The 17,626-nt window shown below is 35.2% G+C and carries 15 protein-coding genes; 4 read left to right on the top strand and 11 right to left on the bottom strand.

Going from position 1 to position 17,626, the window contains the following annotated elements:
- Positions 1-9: 9 nt before the first annotated feature.
- Positions 10-1,332, bottom strand: a complete 1,323-nt coding sequence (locus ACFFLS_RS15145) for a M16 family metallopeptidase (protein ID WP_379684654.1) — start codon at positions 1,330-1,332, stop codon at positions 10-12.
- 274 nt (positions 1,333-1,606) lie between these two features.
- Here ACFFLS_RS15145 and rplU point away from each other — a divergent pair, with 274 nt between their 5' ends.
- The 3 genes from rplU (at position 1,607) to ACFFLS_RS15130 (ending at position 3,748) form a co-directional block, all read left to right on the top strand.
- Complete coding sequence (gene rplU, locus ACFFLS_RS15140) at positions 1,607-2,047, top strand: 50S ribosomal protein L21 (protein ID WP_379684655.1); 441 nt, start codon at positions 1,607-1,609, stop codon at positions 2,045-2,047.
- A gap of 24 nt (positions 2,048-2,071) precedes the next feature.
- Positions 2,072-2,332, top strand: a complete 261-nt coding sequence (rpmA, locus tag ACFFLS_RS15135) for a 50S ribosomal protein L27 (RefSeq protein ID WP_012023622.1) — start codon at positions 2,072-2,074, stop codon at positions 2,330-2,332.
- Positions 2,333-2,452: 120 nt separating this feature from the next.
- On the top strand, positions 2,453-3,748 hold the full coding sequence (locus ACFFLS_RS15130; protein ID WP_379689504.1) for a hypothetical protein: 1,296 nt from the start codon (positions 2,453-2,455) through the stop codon (positions 3,746-3,748).
- Positions 3,749-3,751: 3 nt separating this feature from the next.
- Here ACFFLS_RS15130 and ACFFLS_RS15125 read toward each other — a convergent pair whose 3' ends face one another.
- The 3 genes from ACFFLS_RS15125 to ACFFLS_RS15115 all read right to left on the bottom strand — a co-directional run bounded on the left by ACFFLS_RS15125 (position 3,752) and on the right by ACFFLS_RS15115 (position 7,687).
- Positions 3,752-4,216 carry a hypothetical protein gene (locus tag ACFFLS_RS15125; RefSeq protein ID WP_379684659.1) on the bottom strand — a complete coding sequence of 155 codons (465 nt, stop codon included), beginning with the start codon at positions 4,214-4,216 and terminating at the stop codon, positions 3,752-3,754.
- Positions 4,217-4,314: 98 nt separating this feature from the next.
- Positions 4,315-7,044 (bottom strand): AsmA family protein, encoded by a 2,730-nt coding sequence (locus ACFFLS_RS15120; RefSeq protein ID WP_379684660.1) that lies wholly within the window; start codon positions 7,042-7,044, stop codon positions 4,315-4,317.
- Between the two features lie 61 nt (positions 7,045-7,105).
- Complete coding sequence (locus ACFFLS_RS15115; protein ID WP_379684661.1) at positions 7,106-7,687, bottom strand: MiaE family protein; 582 nt, start codon at positions 7,685-7,687, stop codon at positions 7,106-7,108.
- Positions 7,688-7,799: 112 nt separating this feature from the next.
- On the opposite strand from ACFFLS_RS15115, the gene ACFFLS_RS15110 reads away from it, so the two are divergent.
- Positions 7,800-9,044 (top strand): glycosyltransferase family 4 protein, encoded by a 1,245-nt coding sequence (locus ACFFLS_RS15110; RefSeq protein WP_379686353.1) that lies wholly within the window; start codon positions 7,800-7,802, stop codon positions 9,042-9,044.
- Here ACFFLS_RS15110 and ACFFLS_RS15105 read toward each other — a convergent pair.
- The 7 genes from ACFFLS_RS15105 to porV all read right to left on the bottom strand — a co-directional run bounded on the left by ACFFLS_RS15105 (position 9,041) and on the right by porV (position 17,602).
- Positions 9,041-9,931 carry a helix-turn-helix domain-containing protein gene (locus tag ACFFLS_RS15105; protein ID WP_379684662.1) on the bottom strand — a complete coding sequence of 297 codons (891 nt, stop codon included), beginning with the start codon at positions 9,929-9,931 and terminating at the stop codon, positions 9,041-9,043. The genes ACFFLS_RS15110 and ACFFLS_RS15105 overlap by 4 nt on opposite strands.
- Positions 9,932-10,002: 71 nt before the next feature.
- Positions 10,003-10,554 (bottom strand): carboxymuconolactone decarboxylase family protein, encoded by a 552-nt coding sequence (locus ACFFLS_RS15100; RefSeq protein WP_379684663.1) that lies wholly within the window; start codon positions 10,552-10,554, stop codon positions 10,003-10,005.
- A 539-nt stretch (positions 10,555-11,093) separates the two neighbouring features.
- The gene (locus ACFFLS_RS15095; RefSeq protein ID WP_379684664.1) at positions 11,094-12,941 is read right to left on the bottom strand and encodes a hydrolase/aminopeptidase; all 1,848 of its coding nucleotides are present in this window, start codon (positions 12,939-12,941) and stop codon (positions 11,094-11,096) included.
- A gap of 91 nt (positions 12,942-13,032) precedes the next feature.
- Positions 13,033-14,673 carry a dihydrolipoamide acetyltransferase family protein gene (locus ACFFLS_RS15090; RefSeq protein ID WP_379684665.1) on the bottom strand — a complete coding sequence of 547 codons (1,641 nt, stop codon included), beginning with the start codon at positions 14,671-14,673 and terminating at the stop codon, positions 13,033-13,035.
- A 5-nt stretch (positions 14,674-14,678) separates the two neighbouring features.
- The gene (gene pdhA / locus ACFFLS_RS15085) at positions 14,679-15,677 is read right to left on the bottom strand and encodes a pyruvate dehydrogenase (acetyl-transferring) E1 component subunit alpha (protein ID WP_379684666.1); all 999 of its coding nucleotides are present in this window, start codon (positions 15,675-15,677) and stop codon (positions 14,679-14,681) included.
- A 159-nt stretch (positions 15,678-15,836) separates the two neighbouring features.
- Entirely contained in the window at positions 15,837-16,319 is a 483-nt protein-coding gene (cdd, locus tag ACFFLS_RS15080; protein WP_379684667.1) for a cytidine deaminase, read from the bottom strand.
- A 77-nt stretch (positions 16,320-16,396) separates the two neighbouring features.
- Positions 16,397-17,602: a type IX secretion system outer membrane channel protein PorV gene (gene porV, locus ACFFLS_RS15075; RefSeq protein WP_379684668.1), complete on the bottom strand. Its 1,206-nt coding sequence runs from the start codon at positions 17,600-17,602 to the stop codon at positions 16,397-16,399.
- Positions 17,603-17,626: the final 24 nt, after the last annotated feature.

Here is a 17,626-nt window from a genome sequence, read left to right as displayed (position 1 = left end):
TCGATATTCTTAATTTTGAACTTTTGCTGAAGGAATATAATCTAAAACTAAACGCTGATTTGGGTTCAGGTATTTTCTGGCTGCGTCCCTAATTTCTTCTCTCGTAATAGAGTGATACATTTCGATTTCGGTATTGATTAAATTTACGTCTCCGTAAAGCAAATAATACGAAGCTAGGTTTTCTGCAATTCCTTCTACACTTGCATTCGCGTTTACATAATTGTTATCGAATTTGTTTTGTAGTTTTTGATAATCTTTTTCAGAAATCAAGTCAGTTTGGATTTTTACGATTTCTTCATCCATTTCTTTTAAGATGTCGGCTGTTGTGTTAGGAGCCATTGGCAAACCGTACAAAATATACATGCCGTAATCCTCTTGACTGAAACCGACTGCGCCAATTTGAAGCGCCATCTTTTTGTCGTCGACTATTTTTTTGTATAATTTAGAGCTTTTTCCGTCACTTAAATAGGATGAAATCAAATCTAAAATACGCGCATCTCTTGTTTTCATTGACGGTGTTCTGTATGACGCTACAACCATCGGAATCTGAATGTTTGGATCTTCATAACTCGCTTTTATAGTCTGAGTAATCGGTTCTTCTGTAAAAGTCTGTTTTTTTACTTCTGCGCCTTTCGGAATTGGCCCGAAGTATTTCTGAATCCATTCTTTGGTTTTGGCTTTGTCAAAATCTCCCGCAACGACTAACACAGCGTTGTTAGGAGTGTAGAATTTTTTATTGAAAGCTTGGAATTCTTCAAGTGTTGCGGCGTCCAAATCTTTCATCGAACCAATAGTAGTCCAACGGTACGGATGGTTTTTGAACATATTCTTTTTAACTTCAGGCAGAATATTTCCGTAAGGCTGATTGTCGTAACGCATTCTTTTTTCTTCTTTAACGACTTCATTCTGCGTTTCAACACCTATTTTATTGATAATCGGGTGCATTAATCTTTCTGATTCCATCCATAAACCAAGCTCAAGGCTGTTCGATGGAAAAACTTCATAATAATAAGTCCTGTCGTCGCTTGTATTGGCATTGTTTACGCCGCCGTTTGCAGTAACGATTTTCATCCATTCGCCACGTTTGATGTTTTGTGTTCCTTCAAATAAAAGATGCTCAAAAAAATGCGCAAAACCTGTTCTGTCCGGACGTTCGTCTTTCGAGCCTACATGATACATCACCGACGTTACAACTACAGGAGCTGATGAATCGTTGTGAAGAATAACATGCAATCCGTTATCTAAATTGTATTCTTCAAAAGCTACTTTTTGGGCATGAGACACGCCGCCAAGCATTAATGCAGCACTTAACATCATTATTGATTTTTTCATAAAGATTAATAATTTTTAATATTCTACAAACAGTAGGTAGACAAGAGTCGATTTTAGTTACATCAAAAATAGTTTTTTTTACTTATGATTTGATGTTTTACCTTTATTTTCATTGTAATTTAACAGTCTTTTACTTTAAAATATATTGGTTGTAAGAAGAAAAATGCTTGAAATGCAGTGATTATAAGCTTAAAAATATTTTTACGGCTATAGATTGCACAGTAAATTATTAGTTGTATATTTGCAACCTTAAAAATCAATAAATCAATTTGGTATGTATGCAATCGTAGAGATAGCAGGGCAACAATTTAAAGTAAGCAAAGACTTAAAGGTTTATGTTCACCGTTTGGCTAATGAAGAAGGATCAAAAGTTACTTTTGATAAAGTTCTTTTGTTAGATGATAACGGAAATGTAACTTTAGGCGCCCCAGCTATAGAAGGTGCTTCAGTAGAAGCTAAAGTGTTACAACACTTAAAAGGTGATAAAGTTATCGTTTTCAAAAAGAAAAGAAGAAAAGGATACAAAAAAAGAAATGGTCACAGACAATATCTTACACAAATTGTAATTGAAGGTATTACTGCAGCTGGAGGAACTAAAAAAGCAGCAGCTAAAAAAGCGGTTGTAGCAGAAGAAGCAGCTACTGAAGAAGTAGAAGCTCCAAAAGCAAAAAAAGCAGCAGCTCCAAAAGCAAAAAAAGAAGCTACTAAAGAATAATAACAATATTTAAACTCATACGTCATGGCTCACAAGAAAGGTGTCGGTAGTTCGAAGAATGGTAGAGAATCAGAATCAAAACGTCTAGGCGTTAAGATTTATGGTGGACAAGCTGCTATTGCTGGGAACATCATCGTTAGACAAAGAGGTTCAAAACACAATCCAGGTGAAAACGTTTACATCAGTAAAGATCACACGCTACACGCAAGAGTAGCTGGAGTTGTTAAGTTCCAAAAGAAAAGAGATAACAAATCTTATGTTTCTATTATCCCATTTGAGGCATAATAAACACAAAGATTTACTTTTTATAAAAAACCCGTTCTGAAAAGATCGGGTTTTTTGTTTTTAGTGATTTTGATAAGACTTTAAGACTTACATTTGTTTTGCCTCTTTAAATAAAAAAGTTTGAAAAAGATCTTGTTATTGTTTTTGCTGTGCTGTCTTGGTACTTATGCAAACACTGCTTCAGAAAATAGTGTAAATCATCTAAGTTCGTTAAATGAGAAACAAAGAAATATTTTATACGAATTTGAAGTTTTAAAAAGAAACGGATGTAAAGCAGATCAATTCTGGCAGGAAAACAAGAATGAGTTTCCAGAATTTGATGCTAAAACTCGAGACGAATTAGCACAGCAGATTTTTGAAAACTCTACTATAGTTTATAAGCCACAGAAAAACTCCAAAGTTCAAATTTGGATGAAAACCCAATTGCTGACCAACTGGATGTTTTATTTGTCGGCGTTTATAGCCATTTGTGCAGTTATTGCACTTTTTAAAAAATATTGGAGTTTGCTAATTGGGTTTCTTTTGAAACGTCTAGAGCCTATTTTGAGGTATTTGTTTTCTCCTTTATTGTTGACTTGCGAACTGTTTGCAGTAGGAATTGCTTGCGTCTTTTATGCGGTTTCTATTGAAGATTTTGTGATGCGAACCGTAATTATCCATTTAGGATTATTCTTGTTATGGAGTCAGTCGACGGCTTTGTTTACCAAGGAATATTGGGTCAAAAAATATGTTTTTGAGATAGAAAGTAATTTCTGGGGAAAAGATGCTTGGGAAACCATAAAAACAATATGCCTGCCGGCTGTTTTGGTTACATTGGCACTTTGGTATGTGTTGTATAAAGTTCCTGCCGATGTTTTTTATAATTATGAAATTGTGATATCAGGAATTGCTTCTGTTTATGCATTGCCTTTTTGGCGTATAGTAGAAAAATATATTTATCCGGTTTTGTTTCCTTTTAAGAACGAAGGTTATCGTGCAAGAAGTATTGATTCGCTAGGAGCATGTACTGTTATTGCTCTTGTTTTAACAGCTATCCTTGTTTTGCAATGGAATGCTGTCTTTTATAATGTAATTGCAGCATTTATAAGTTTGGAGATTTTTGTCTTTTTGATTCTGTCTTTAAAAGAAAATCATAAGTATAATTTAGCGAACTATTATTATCTGCAGTTTATTACAGTTCTTTTTCTCGTTTTAGTTTTTCTGTATAGTTGTCAGATCAACTCAAATGAAATAATCTGGTTTTCGTTGATAGGAAGCTGTCTGTTTATAATTCTAAAATATTTCGAAATTTTCTCTTTCTTTTCTAGCTGGAAAAGAGGCAAAGCTTGGGCTTGGAAACTATTAGGGCTTGCTGCTTTATTATGGGGTTTAGGAAAGTGTATTCTCTATGTGTCTAAAGTATTGTATAATATCTGATTTTTAAAGTTGTTTCTTTGCGTGCTTTTGGATATATTTCTCTAATTCTTTTCCTTCAAAAGTTTTATGATTGATTTCAAAGTATACTTCATTGTCGATATTCTGTTTCAAATATATTGTTGTTTTAGGCGCTTTTTCTTCGATTTCTATTTCGATCCATTTTTCAGCTCTAATATTTTCAATGTATTTTGCATTTGAAGAATTTACAATCTTGCAGAATTCAATAATTTCATTTTTGTTTAAGTCAAAATGGAATTCTTTGTAAAAATCATAATTTATTTTATTCCATTCCCAGTTTCCTGCCCCGCTACTTATTTTGATTATCTTATCTGTATTTATTTGAGCTTTTTCGGAAGTGTCAAAAGAGGCTTTTTTGTAATAAAAAATGTTATAAATAGACAATAAGAATGCTAAGTTCGCAATTATTATTGCTGTAATTATAGCAATTTTTATTCTTTTGAAGGCCATTTTTATTATAGCTTTTAGAATTTTTGATTTGAAAAAAGGAATTTGGGCTCAAGCATCAGTGAACAGACGAAGCAATTTCCAAAATTAGGAATTTAACCTCAGTATTTATCTTTTGTTTCATTCAAATCTTCCGTTTTATGTCCAACTTTTACTTTAGGATTTTCTCCTGTGCCCGTAACCGTTATCGGAATTCCGAAGATGCCAAAAGGAGGAAGGCCTAAACGCATTTTTAAGTTCAGTTTTCCATCAAGGCTTGTTGTTCCTTCAATTCTTGGTCTAAAGCCCGCAAATTTGAATTTAAATCGCTCGATAGTCATGATGTTATTCTTAACTGTAGTTTTTATGTCAACTTTAGAAACATCCGGATTTTTCATTGATTCAGAACCTGTTTGTTTGCTTACGGCATTAAACATTTTCAAACCTCTGATTTTTACATCTTTTACAGAAAGTATTCCCCCGCCGACGAGAGAAGGATAGACAGGATTCATGTTGCCGTTTAATTTGCCTCGCAGTTGATAATCAAGAGAAACAATTCCATGTGCCTTTTCTGCAGCACTTGCCATTTTTCTGAATACATCAATTTCATTGTATGCTCTTTTAATATCAAAATCAGATGCTTTAATTTTGTAATCGAAATTAGCATTTTGCGTATTAACAGCCTCATAACTTCCGTTCATGACAACATGGCAACCAATTAAATTAAAACCAGTTTGCTGCATCGTAAGTTTGTTGTTGTTTATTTTTAGGTTGCCTCCTGCATTTTCGATTTTCAATTTGTCAAAATAGACTTTTTGAGCATTCGCAATAAGTTCTAAATCAAAATTATCAGGAATTATAATTACTCCAGACTGCTTAGTTGCGCTCTTTGATGCATGAGTGTTTGGGGTATTGTTAAACATAAATTCGTCTACATTAAGATATTTCGAAGAGACAGTAAACGAACCTCTCAAAATTCCTTTTCTTCTTGTAGCGTAGTTAATTGCGTTTTGCAGATAACCATTCATTTTAAAATCAGATTGCCCGTAAGATGCCAAGAAGTCGTTAAATAAGATTTTATCCTGATTAATTTTGAAAAGACCATCTCTTATGATGAATTTTTGAGGCAGAAACTCTGATGCAATTCCAATGTTTCTAATTTCCAGAGTTCCTTTATTGTTTAGTTTGTCGTAATTTCCATTTATGGCATCGCTTTGCTTTCCTTTTAAGGCTAAATCTGCTTTTATAAAACCATCTAAATTCAGTCCTTTATGAGAGAAAACTTTATATATTTTTTTTACATCAAGTTCACCTTTTGCTGTAACATCGTAATGTAAATCATCAAAATTGTTTAATAGAGCCTGAACAAAAACGGGCTTTCCTTCAAAGGTAAATTGAGCCGGTTTAAGGTTTAATTTTAGGTCTTCAAAAGTTCCTTTTTTGTTATCGATTGTTGTTTTAAACTCAATATTCGTAATAGGATTAGGATAATAACTGGTTTTTACAAATCCTTTTTTCAATTCTATCGAGCCATTTGCAATTGGAAACAGCTTGTTTTTCCTGTCAAATTTCCCCTTAGCCTTAACATCTCCAACCAAATTTCCTTTTAAGGTTAAGCCAGGAACTCCTAATCCTTTATTGAGTTTTTCAAGATCCATTTTGGCATTAAATTCAGCATCTACTTTAGGTGCATCTATTCCTTCTAGGTAAAATTTCGATTTGAAATAATCTTCACCGACATTTAAAGATAAATTGGCAGCATTTACAATTAGTGAATTGGGTTTTAAGGAAGGAAGTTTGCTTTTGATTTCAACATTTAAGTCCGAAATCGGAAAATCGCTATTGTCGTAATTTATAAAACCATCTTCTATTTTTAAATCGAAATTTAAATCAGGTGCAATGTTTTGTGATGCGATATATTTTCCTTTTAAGGTTAAAAGCAGATTGGTATTTCCTTTTAGATCCGTTTTAGAAAGCCAAGTAACATATTTTGGAGGGAACGCTGTAAAAACATCATACAGCTCGCTATCATCAGATTTAATAACAAAATCCATGTTGTAGCCGTCTTTTAAGAAGTCAAATTTGCCTTCAAAATCAACTGACAACTGATTGATTTTTAAATTGTTTTGCTGAAAAAAGAATGATAACGAGTTCATGTTGACCTGAGTAATAAGATCAGCATCTACTTTTTTATTCATTAAGTAAGGTTCATTATCATAAATAATATTCAGCTTCTCGATTTTTGCTTTTGAATGAAGGTCAAATACAGCTTCATTTAAATCGCCTTTTCCTAAATAATCGAAACCTAATGCGTCAAAATGCACTTTTGTCGATTGATCGTCATAAATAATTTTACTATTTAAGATTTCTATTCGATCAAGTTTTAAAGCTGTGTTGGTGCTGTCTTCTGGTTTGGACTCCTGTGGTGTAGATTTATAAACGTTGTAATTTGCTTCGCCGTTTGGGTTCACTTTTACATTGATAAAAGAATCTGACAAATAGATTTCATCAATTTTTGCTGATTTACTAAAAATTAAACTTAGAACATCAATACCAAAAGAAACCTCTTTTGCTGTAATAAATTTTTCATTTTTATAGGGTGCAGAACCATTTAATTGTAAGTCGGTCAGGGTTAAAGTCAGCGATGGAAAGTGACGAAAAAATGAAACAGAAACGTCAGAATAATTAAGTTCTGCGGTTAAACTTTCGTTTGCTGTTTTTTTAATTTTTTCTTTAATCTGATCGGCAAAAAGAATAGGAGTTACAAAAAGTAATGCTAAAATTACGGCAAACGTAATTCCTGTGTATTTAGCAATTTTTAATAAAAAAGGTTTTGATGTAATTTTAGACATATAGGCTTAGATGCGGTATTTTAATTGATTTTTGGGGGTAATGCAATAAAAAATTTAGGAGCTATCCGTGAACGGTTTCGTTTTTACCATAATTGGTAATAATTGAGCCTTCATATTCAATCCACTCTTTCCAGCGTTTGTCAATATCAATATTGTCTTGGTATTTTCTGGCGAATCCTAAAAAAGTGGTGTAATGTCCGGCTTCAGAAATCATTAAGTCGCGATAGAATTTAGCCAATTCTTCATCTTTAATATTTTCAGAAAGTACTTTAAAGCGCTCGCAGCTTCTGGCTTCGATCATAGCCGAAAACAATAATCGATCGCAAAGCGCATCTCTTCTGCTACCGTCTTTTTTCATGAATTTAAAAAGCACATTCACATAATGATCTTTTCGTTCGCGTCCCAAAGTAAGTCCGCGCTCTTTTATGATGTTATGGACCATTTGAAAATGCTCTAACTCTTCTCTTGCAATTACGAGCATTTCGGTTACTAATTCTTCAATTTCAGAATTGTAGGTTACGATGCTGATTGCATTCGAAGCGGCTTTTTGTTCGCACCAGGCGTGATCGGTCAAAATTTCTTCAATATTTGATTCGACGATATTTACCCAGCGAGGGTCTGTGGCTAATTTTAGTCCTAACATGACGGCTTAATTTATGTGCTGCAAAATTAGTCTTTTTTTACAACCAAAAGTCAGTAAAAATGGTGCAAAAAAGTTCAAAAAAGCATTATTTTGTAAAATGAAACCAATTACAATGGAACGGCTTAAAAAACTTTTAATTATAGGCTTTGTATGGCCCGAACCAAACTCGTCTGCGGCAGGAGGAAGAATGATGCAGTTGATTTCTATTTTTCAGGAAAATAACTTCAAAATTACTTTTGCAAGTCCGGCGCTCGACAGCGAATTTATGGTTGATCTTTCTGCTTTTGGAGTTGAGAAAAAAGCAATTGAACTCAATAATTCAAGCTTTGATGATTTTGTAAAAGAACTCGGTCCTGAAGTTGTCTTGTTTGATCGTTTTATGATAGAAGAGCAGTTTGGGTGGAGAGTTACAGAAAATTGCCCAAAAGCAATCCGAATTTTAGATACAGAAGATTTGCATTGTTTGCGTACGGCGAGGCAAAAAGCGTTTAAAGAAAATAGAAATTTTGAACTTCTGGATCTATTATCTGAAGAAGTAGCAAAAAGAGAAATCGCCAGTATTTTACGTTGCGATGTATCTCTGATTATTTCAGAATTTGAAATGAATATTCTAAAAGACGTTTTCAAAATTAATGAAGAGTTGCTTTTTTATCTTCCGTTTTTGGTTGATGAAATGAAGGAAGAAGAGCTGCTGAAATTGCCTGCTTTTGAAGAAAGAAAAAACTTTGTTTTCATCGGAAATTTTCTTCATGAACCGAATTGGAATACCGTTCAGCATTTAAAAGAAGCCATATGGCCTTCTATAAAAAAGGATTTTCCCGAAGCTGTTTTAGAAGTTTACGGAGCTTATCCTTCACAAAAAGTGTTGCAATTGCATCAACCCAAAAATGGTTTTTTCATTAAGGGAAGAGCAGAAGATGCAAATGAAGTGGTAAAAAATGCGAGAGTTGTTTTGGCGCCTATTTGTTTTGGAGCGGGTCTAAAAGGGAAATTATTAGAAGCCATGCAATGCGGAACGCCAAGTGTAACCACAACTATTGGTTCTGAAGCCATGCATAATAATTTATCATGGAATGGTTTTATTGAAGACAATCCAGAGGAATTTTCAAAAAAAGCAATAGCCTTGTATCAAGATGAAAAACTATGGAAACAAGCTCAGAAAAACGGAATTGCAATTATTAATGAATGTTATCAAAAAAGCAATTATTCAGTTCAATTGATTTTGTTGGTAAATTCACTTTTAATAGATTCTGAAAGTCATCGCCTGCATAATTTTATGGGGAATCTGTTGCAACATCACGCCTTTAAAAGTACGATGTATATGTCCAAATGGATTGAAGCGAAAAACAAAAATTAAGCGTCCATTTTTCCAAATCCAACAGTTTCACGATAAATCTGCGGCGAAACATCGGCATTCGTTTTAAAGAAACGGCTAAAATAATGTTCGTCGTCATAACCTAATTCATAGGCGATTTCTTTGACCGTTTTGCTGGTTAGATAAAGCTCTCTTTTGGCTTCAATAATGATTCTTTCCGAAATTAAATCGGTTAAAGTTTTGTTGAAATAATTCTTAGACAATTTTGCCAATGCTTTTGGCGAAATATTAAGCAAATCAGCATAATTTCCAGCTGAATGTTTGGTTTTGAAATTGAGTTCAATCGCATCTTTAAGATTTTGAAGAATAACAGGTTCTTTAGCATCTGGAACCGATTTCATTTCTTCAAGTTGTTCTGTTTTTAATCGTGAAGCGGTAATTAGGAATATTTTCAAATACGAAATAAGCAATTCATATTGCGCCAATTCTGCATTTTGAATTTCAGCTTTCATTTGGTCAATCACCATTTTAAAAGTCTGTTCCGCTTGTTCTGTGACCTGAACATACGGAGGCTGATAAATATTGTTGAACAAAACGCCGTTACAAGAAACCTCTTTTTGATGCATGTGAATACAATAAAAATCAGGATGAAAATGAATCGCGATTCCTTCAATCGGCTCTTTTACACAAAGCATAAAAGGCTGATAAGGCGAAAAGGCGAGAAGCGAGTTTTCTTCAAAATGATGCTCTGAAAAATCTGATTTTACTTTACCTTTTCCTTTCGTTACCCAAATTAAAGAGTAATAATTGTTTCGCTGTAAATGGTCAAAATGGCTGTTGTCATCAAAGGGTAGAATTTTAAAAGCCAAATTCCCATTCTGCGGATTTATTAAAGTAAAAACATTTGGAGCGCTCATATTCGGTTTCATTTTTGAAAATATAAAGATAGTCATGAAATAAATTCACAACTATCTTTATAACTTGTTTTTTGTTGTCTAGATTAGTTTTGTAATTCTAAGTTAGAAACTTTTGGAAAGTCAATTTCTGTGTTTGCTACGTTGTTAAAGTAGTTTGTCAAAACATTTAAAGCAACATGAGCGATAGTTTCTGCAATTTCAGCATCAGAAACTCCTGCGTTTTTCGCTTTATTTACATCTTCGTCGTTTACTAAACCACCTTTACTGATTAATGTTTTAGCGAATTGTAAAATCGCTTCTGTTTTTGCATCAGCAGAATTTCCTTTTCTTGCAGCTTCTAAAACTGCTGGATCTGCTTTCACTAATTTTTCCCCAATAAAAGTGTGAGCTGCTAAACAGTAATCACAAGAGTTGCTTTCTGAAACTGCCAAAGCGATCAATTCACCAGTTTTTGCACTTAATTTTCCGTGGCTCAAAGCGCCGCTTAAGTTCAAATATCCTTCCAAAACTGCTGGAGAATTCCCCATTGTTCTCATCATGTTCGGAACAATGCCTAATTTTGCTTGCACAGCGTTGAATAAATCTTTAGTTTTTCCTGTTACTTCTTCTGGGTTTAATGCTGTTAATCGTGTCATTTTATTTAATTTTTAAAGTTGTTATTTGTTGTTGTCTTTTGACATTACAAAGTTGCAACGATTACAGATTTTAGAACATGGAGGATTGACGCTATGTGATGGACAATTTTCCCTTGCTATTTTTTCAGGAGCTATTCCAGCTTTCCGTTTCAAGTCCTCACCGCAAGCCCTTATTTTTCTAAGCCATAAAACGAGCTTCCGTTGGTCGCTGTTTTCTGGCAAGAAAAATAAGGGCTTGCGGTTCCGGGCTTTCCACTGCAATCTGGGCTAGGGCACTCGGTTTCATAAGAATGTTTTCGTTTAGCTTCGGAGAAGCGAAATGTTTATAGAAATCATATTTATTATCGGAGGTAAGCTCCAGCGGAGCGAAATGTATTTTTGTACAATTTTATATATTTCGCTCCGCTGGAGCTTTTTTTTTGTCTGAATCATTGAATTTCTATAAATATTTTGCCCCTCTGGGGCAGAACAAAATAAATATGTAAAAAGAAAAAAGCCGTTCCTTGGAACAGCTTTTCAAAATCATATTTTATAAAATTTTACTTCAAAACACCTTCAACAGCCTGAATAGTAGTAGCATGATAACCCGATTTTGCTTTATGAAAAACCTGTTTTGCCCAAACTTTTCCTTCGGGAGTTTTAACCATTTCTTTATAAAGCATCATTACAGAACCCGTTCTGCTTATTCCAATTAAAAATTGCTCAATTGCAGGATAAGCCGTTTTGTATTGATGACGAATTGCCTGAACGAACCATTGACGTTTAATGATGAAATTCCCGCCTTTTGTAAAGTTGAATTCTTTATCAATCGCTTCCATTTCCTTAACTGTAATATCAGCAGGTAAGTGATCTATAAAATGCTGTTTTTCGGCAGTAGTCGTGATTTTTTTGCTTAAACCCACAACTCCAGTTTCTCTCCAGCTTTTTTGAATTGCATCAATAGCATCAAATTCTGCGGAACTTACTGGAAGAATATTCGATGGAATTCCAGGTTTGTAAATCCAGTCTTCTAATTTGATTTTATCAGCTAAAGCTTTGTCTCCTTTAATAAGATTTTCATTTAAGTACTTTACAAAATCTTCAGTTGTGATAGATTGAAAAGCATGAGAATCAAAATAATTCTTAATGAACGGATCAAATTTGTCACGTCCAACCGCATTTTCAATAACTTTTAAAAACGCATATCCTTTAACATAAGGAATTTGGCTGATTCCATCGTCGGGATTTCTGCCAGTTAAACTAACTTTTAATCTCGTATCTGGATTTGTATCTCCGTATTCAGCAACATTATCAGTCAATTCTTTGTTGGTGATAACATTTTGCATGTCAAATTCTTTTTTTCCAAAGATTGCCTCGCCAATTCTATGTTCAACATAAGTCGTAAAACCTTCGTTTAACCAAATATCATCCCAAGTTGCGTTTGTAACTAGATTTCCGCTCCAACTGTGTCCTAATTCATGCGCTAACAAGCTTGTTAACGAACGGTCTCCAGCAATTACTCCTGGAGTTAAGAAAGTCAAGTTCGGATTCTCCATTCCGCCATAAGGAAAACTTGGAGGCAAAACCAAAACATCATAACGTCCCCAACGGTAAGGACCGTATAATTTTTCAGCTGCATTTACCATTTTTCCTAGTTCAGCAAATTCGTAAGCCGATTTTTTCAGCATAGATGGTTCTGCATAAACTCCGGTTCTATTATCAATAGCTTGAAATTCAATATCTCCAACCGCAATTGCCATTAAATAAGATGGAATGGCTTTCTCTTGTTTAAAAGTATAAACCCCAGTATCATTTTTCTTCTGCGGATTTACAGCACTCATAACTGCTAATAAATCTTTAGGAACTGTAACTTTTGCATTATAAGTAAAACGAATTCCTGGAGAATCCTGACAAGGAATCCAAGTACGTGACCAAACGCTTTCTCCTTGAGAGAACAAGAATGGTTTCTTTTTGTCTGCTGTCTGCTCTGGTTTAAGCCATTGTAAGGCTACAGCATCTTTAGTAGTGCTGTAGTAAATGTTTACTTTGGTTGTATTTGGCTCGATTGTAATGTGAAGCGGTTTTCCGTGAAATTCAACTTCTTTTCCAAGTTCAAATTTGGTTTCTTTTTCGTCGTCTCCAAGAGTAACTTTTGTAATGTCTAAAGTGTTTTCGTCGAAAATGATTTCGTTTCCTTTGCTGCTATTGGCAATTGTCCAAGACGCTTTTCCTGAAATAATTTGTGTATCAAAATCGACTTTGATATCAAGATCAAGATGTTTTGCAACGGCAAGTTCTGGTTTAGAGTAACTGTGCTCGTCGACAACAGCTGCTGTTTTTTCTGTTTGTTCTTTTTTCTGGCAGGCAATTGCTGTCAGAAATAAAGTGACAAGAATTAGTTTCTTCATTTTATGAGGTTTTGAATTTGAGGATGAAAATTAAATAAAAAATCCCGTTTTGAATAAACAAAACGGGATTTAATTATAAAATTAACAACGATTACGCCAACATTGTAACTGGGCTTTCGATGTATTGTTTTAATGTTTGTAAGAACTGAGCACCAGTTGCACCGTCAATTGTTCTGTGGTCACAAGCCAATGATAACATCATTGTGTTTCCAACTACGATTTGACCGTTTTTAACTACTGGTTTCTCAACAATTGCACCTACAGAAAGGATTGCAGAGTTTGGTTGGTTGATAATTGAATTAAATTCAGTAATACCAAACATTCCAAGGTTAGATACTGTAAAAGTACTTCCTTCCATTTCTTGTGGCCCTAATTTTTTGTTTTTAGCTCTTCCAGCAAGATCTCTTACTGAACCACCAATTTGAGATAAACTCATGGCATCAGTAAATTTCAATACAGGAACTACTAATCCGTCTTCAACAGCTACAGCAACACCAATGTTTACGTGGTGGTTGATGATGATAGCATCTTCTTTCCACTGAGAGTTGATTTTTGGGTGTTTTTTCAATGCTAATGCACAAGCTTTAATTACCATATCGTTGAAAGATACTTTTGTATCTGGAACGCTGTTAATGGCAGCTCTTGCCTGCATTGCTTCGTCCATACTTACTTCTATCACTAAGTTGTAGTGAGGTGCGGTAAATAAAGATTCAGAAAGGCGTTTTGCAATGATTTTACGCATTTGAGAATTTTTGATCTCTTCTGTGTAAACCTCACCAGCAGGAACGAATACTTTTGGTGCAGCAGGAGCAGATGCTTCTTGTTTAGCAGCAGGTGCTGAAGAAGTAGTTTGAGCCTGAGCAGATGGAGTAAAGTTCTCGATATCGCTTTTTACGATACGTCCGTTTTCTCCAGATCCTTTAACTTGGTTTAGTGAAATTCCTTTATCAGAAGCGATTTTTTTAGCTAATGGAGAAGCTAAGATTCTTCCTCCGTTTGAAGTTTCAGCAACAGCTTCTGTGGCTTGAGCAGCGGCAGGAGCGGTTTTTGTTTCTTCTGCAGCAGGAGCACTTGCAGTTGCAGCGCCTCCAGCAGTAAAGTTGTCAGCAATTCCAGAAATATCAGTTCCTGCAGGTCCGATGATAGCCAATAAGCTGTCAACAGGAGCAGTGTTTCCTTCTTGAATTCCGATGTATAATAATGTTCCAGCATTGAAAGACTCAAACTCCATAGTAGCTTTGTCTGTTTCAATTTCTGCTAAAATATCTCCTTCAGCTACAGCATCACCAACTTTTTTCAACCAGCTAGCTACTGTACCTTCTGTCATTGTATCGCTCAAACGAGGCATAGTCACCACTACAACTCCTTTTGGTAATTCAGCCGCTTTTGCAGGAGCAGCAGTTTCAGTTTTTGCTTCAGCAGCAGGAGCATCCGCTTTTGGAGCTTCGGCAGCAGGAGCGTCACCACCAGCTAAAAGAGCAGAGATATCTTCTCCTTCTTTACCAATGATGGCTAATAATGAATCAACTGGAGCAGTTTCTCCAGCCTGGATTCCGATATGTAAAAGAGTTCCTTCGTTAAAAGATTCGAACTCCATAGTTGCTTTGTCTGTTTCGATTTCAGCTAAGATATCACCTTCGCTTACTTTGTCGCCTACTTTTTTAAGCCAAGTTGCTACCGTTCCTTCCGTCATTGTATCGCTCAAACGAGGCATAGTTACTTTAATTGCCATAATTCTTATAATTTATGAGGTGTAAATGGATAGTCTTCTTGTGCGTATACTACGTCGTATAATTGTTGTAAGTCTGGGTATGGAGATTCTTCAGCGAATTTCTGACATTCCTCAACTAAGTCTTTAACTCTTTGGTCAATTACATCGATTTCTTCTTGAGTAGCATATTTTTGATCCAAAATCACGTCAAGAACTTGCGTAATTGGGTCAATTTTTTTGTATTCTTCAACCTCTTCTTTAGAACGGTATAATTGTGCATCAGACATAGAATGTCCTCTGTAACGGTACGTTTTCATTTCAAGGAAAGTTGGTCCATCACCACGACGCGCTCTTTCGATAGCTTCGTGCATAGCTTCAGCAACTTTTACAGGGTTCATTCCATCAACAGGTCCGCAAGGCATTTCATAACCTAAACCTAATTTCCAGATGTCAGTGTGGTTTGCAGTTCTTTCTACAGAAGTTCCCATTGCATAACCGTTGTTTTCAACGATAAATACAACTGGAAGTTTCCATAACATAGCCATATTAAAAGCTTCGTGAAGAGAACCTTGTCTTGCAGCACCATCACCAAAATAAGTCATAGTAACACCGCCAGTGTTAAAATATTTGTCTGCAAAAGCAATACCAGCTCCCACAGGAATTTGAGCACCTACGATTCCGTGACCACCATAAAAACCGTGTTCTTTAGAGAAAATGTGCATAGAACCTCCCATACCTTTAGAAGTTCCTGTTGCTTTTCCTAAAAGTTCGGCCATTACGTTTCTAGGATCAACTCCCATACCAATTGGCTGTACGTGATTTCTGTAAGCAGTAATCATTTTGTCTTTAGTCAGGTCCATAGCGTGAAGTGCTCCCGCTAATACAGCTTCCTGACCATTATATAGGTGTAAAAAACCTCTAACTTTTTGTTGAATGTATAATGCTGCAAGTTTGTCTTCAAACTTTCTCCAAAGTAGCATGTCTTCATACCACTTTAAATATACCTCTTTTGTAACTTCTTTCATCTGAATTCTTTCTTTTGCTAAAGTTGTTTGTGTTATCGATTATTGTGCCTGTAACGCAAAATAGTTTCCTCCCACAAATTTGCGCCCGAAAGGTCGGGATGCAAAAATAAGACATTAGATTTAAGAACTAAAATTTAAAAGCTGTTTTTTGGCTTTTTTTTACAAGAACTTTTTATCAAACATTAATGGAAGCAAATTTTTGAGGGATGCCGATTTGTAAACTTCGCCAATTTCGCCCATGAAATAGATTTCTATAGAAGTTTCCTGCTTTATTTCGTATTCTGCAATTGACTGTCTGCAGGAACCACATGGCGGAATTGGTGCCTGTGTCTGGTTATTGTCTGAGGCAGCTGTAATGGCCATTTTTAAGATTTTCGCTTCTGGATACATACTTCCAGCATAAAAGATTGCAGTGCGTTCTGCGCATAATCCGGAAGGATAAGCCGCGTTTTCTTGATTGGAACCTAAAACTACTTTTCCGTTATCCAGCAATATAGCTGCGCCAACTCTGAATTTTGAGTAAGGCGCATAGGCTTTCTTTCTAATCTCAACTGCCTGATTCATTAACTCCTGTATGTCTTGAGGAAGTTCTTGTAAATTTTCAAATATTGTAAATGAGGAGTTTATGTTTATTTCTTTCATTTCTTTTTATCGGAAAAAAAATCCAAATTCCTGACAAGCAGAAATTTGGATTGTATATTCTTAAATTAATTAATTTTTTAATAAGTTTCGTATTTGTCTCCAAAGTTAAACGTTAAAGAGAAACGAAGCGTATTTTCTAACGGATTTTTAACTTTAGAAGCAGAGAATAGATAAGAAACATCTACCTTAATAATGTTGTATTTGAATCCTGCTCCTAGTGAGAAAAATTGTTTTGCTCCTTTTTCAGGGCTTTCATGATAATATCCAAGTCTCATTGCAAAAGAGTCCTGATACATATATTCTCCTGCTACGCTATATGTGATTTCTTTCATTTCTTCTTTGAAGCCGCCAGGAGCGTCTCCAAACGATTTAAAAATTCCCGAAACCCATCCTGTATCATTGTATTTTTTATAGTTTGCATCTGTAGCTTGCTGTACAGTAATGTCTTCTGGGTCATCAAAATCTCCGTCACCATTTCCGTCTACCGCAGTTCCGATTCCGGGAGGCGTTGGAACCAAAAGCTTGGTCAGTTCGGCACTTACGCTGACCTTGTTGAAATCATCTAAAATGAATTCAAAACCACCTCCAAGTCTTAAATTGGCTGGTAAAAAGTTTGAACTTATGTCGTCGTTGTCGTAACTTATTTTAGGGCCTAAATTCTGAAGGTTGACACCCGCTCTCCATCTTCCGTTAAAATCGCTGTAAGCAATTTCTTCAGACTGGTAAAAAGCAGCAACATCTACAGCAAAAGAACGAGCTGCTTTTGCATCTACATCTTCTGAAGCTACTTTTAAATTTGAATTGATAAATCTTGCGGCAACAGCCATTGAGAAAGTTTCGCTTAGTTTTAATGAATAAGAACCGTCTAGGGCAAATTCATTAGGATTTACTTCTCTTACGGGTTCGTTCGGATCGCCTGTCTGTCTCAGCTCAATTCCTCCAAAACCAAAATAGCGGAAGCTTCCTGCGAACGCGCTTCGGTCATTGATTTTGTTGTAATAAGTTAGCTGACCAAGTGAAATGTCTGTTGCTAAATCTGTTAAATAAGGAGTGTAGCTTATAGACAAGCCTTGTGCATCTTCTGCAAATGCATATTTAGCGGGATTCCACTGTTGTGAAAAAGCATCTGATGAAGTAGCGACACCCTGATCGGCGAGACCAGCAGCTCTAGCATCTGCAGCGACTAGTAGGAAAGGGACTCCTGTTGTAATAGGCCGCGATTCTTGGGCTTTTAAAATATAAACTGTAAAGAAGCAAATTAGTAAAAGTGATATTTTTCTCATTTATTTGGACTAATGTATTGGTGA

The organism is Flavobacterium procerum (assembly GCF_042431625.1).
In the GTDB taxonomy this organism is placed as follows: Bacteria; Bacteroidota; Bacteroidia; order Flavobacteriales; family Flavobacteriaceae; genus Flavobacterium; species Flavobacterium procerum.
Note: the sequence above shows the minus strand (reverse complement) of the source record. Positions and strands in the feature narration are given on the sequence as shown.

Coding starts and splice junctions, on each gene's coding strand:
- ACFFLS_RS15145 (WP_379684654.1), bottom strand. CDS start 1,332: ATGAAAAAATCAATAATGATGTTAAGTGCTGCATTAATGCTTGGCGGC.
- rplU (WP_379684655.1), top strand. CDS start 1,607: ATGTATGCAATCGTAGAGATAGCAGGGCAACAATTTAAAGTAAGCAAA.
- rpmA (WP_012023622.1), top strand. CDS start 2,072: ATGGCTCACAAGAAAGGTGTCGGTAGTTCGAAGAATGGTAGAGAATCA.
- ACFFLS_RS15125 (WP_379684659.1), bottom strand. CDS start 4,216: ATGGCCTTCAAAAGAATAAAAATTGCTATAATTACAGCAATAATAATT.
- ACFFLS_RS15120 (WP_379684660.1), bottom strand. CDS start 7,044: ATGTCTAAAATTACATCAAAACCTTTTTTATTAAAAATTGCTAAATAC.
- ACFFLS_RS15115 (WP_379684661.1), bottom strand. CDS start 7,687: ATGTTAGGACTAAAATTAGCCACAGACCCTCGCTGGGTAAATATCGTC.
- ACFFLS_RS15110 (WP_379686353.1), top strand. CDS start 7,800: ATGGAACGGCTTAAAAAACTTTTAATTATAGGCTTTGTATGGCCCGAA.
- ACFFLS_RS15105 (WP_379684662.1), bottom strand. CDS start 9,931: ATGAAACCGAATATGAGCGCTCCAAATGTTTTTACTTTAATAAATCCG.
- ACFFLS_RS15100 (WP_379684663.1), bottom strand. CDS start 10,554: ATGACACGATTAACAGCATTAAACCCAGAAGAAGTAACAGGAAAAACT.
- ACFFLS_RS15095 (WP_379684664.1), bottom strand. CDS start 12,941: ATGAAGAAACTAATTCTTGTCACTTTATTTCTGACAGCAATTGCCTGC.
- ACFFLS_RS15090 (WP_379684665.1), bottom strand. CDS start 14,673: ATGGCAATTAAAGTAACTATGCCTCGTTTGAGCGATACAATGACGGAA.
- pdhA (WP_379684666.1), bottom strand. CDS start 15,677: ATGAAAGAAGTTACAAAAGAGGTATATTTAAAGTGGTATGAAGACATG.
- cdd (WP_379684667.1), bottom strand. CDS start 16,319: ATGAAAGAAATAAACATAAACTCCTCATTTACAATATTTGAAAATTTA.
- porV (WP_379684668.1), bottom strand. CDS start 17,602: ATGAGAAAAATATCACTTTTACTAATTTGCTTCTTTACAGTTTATATT.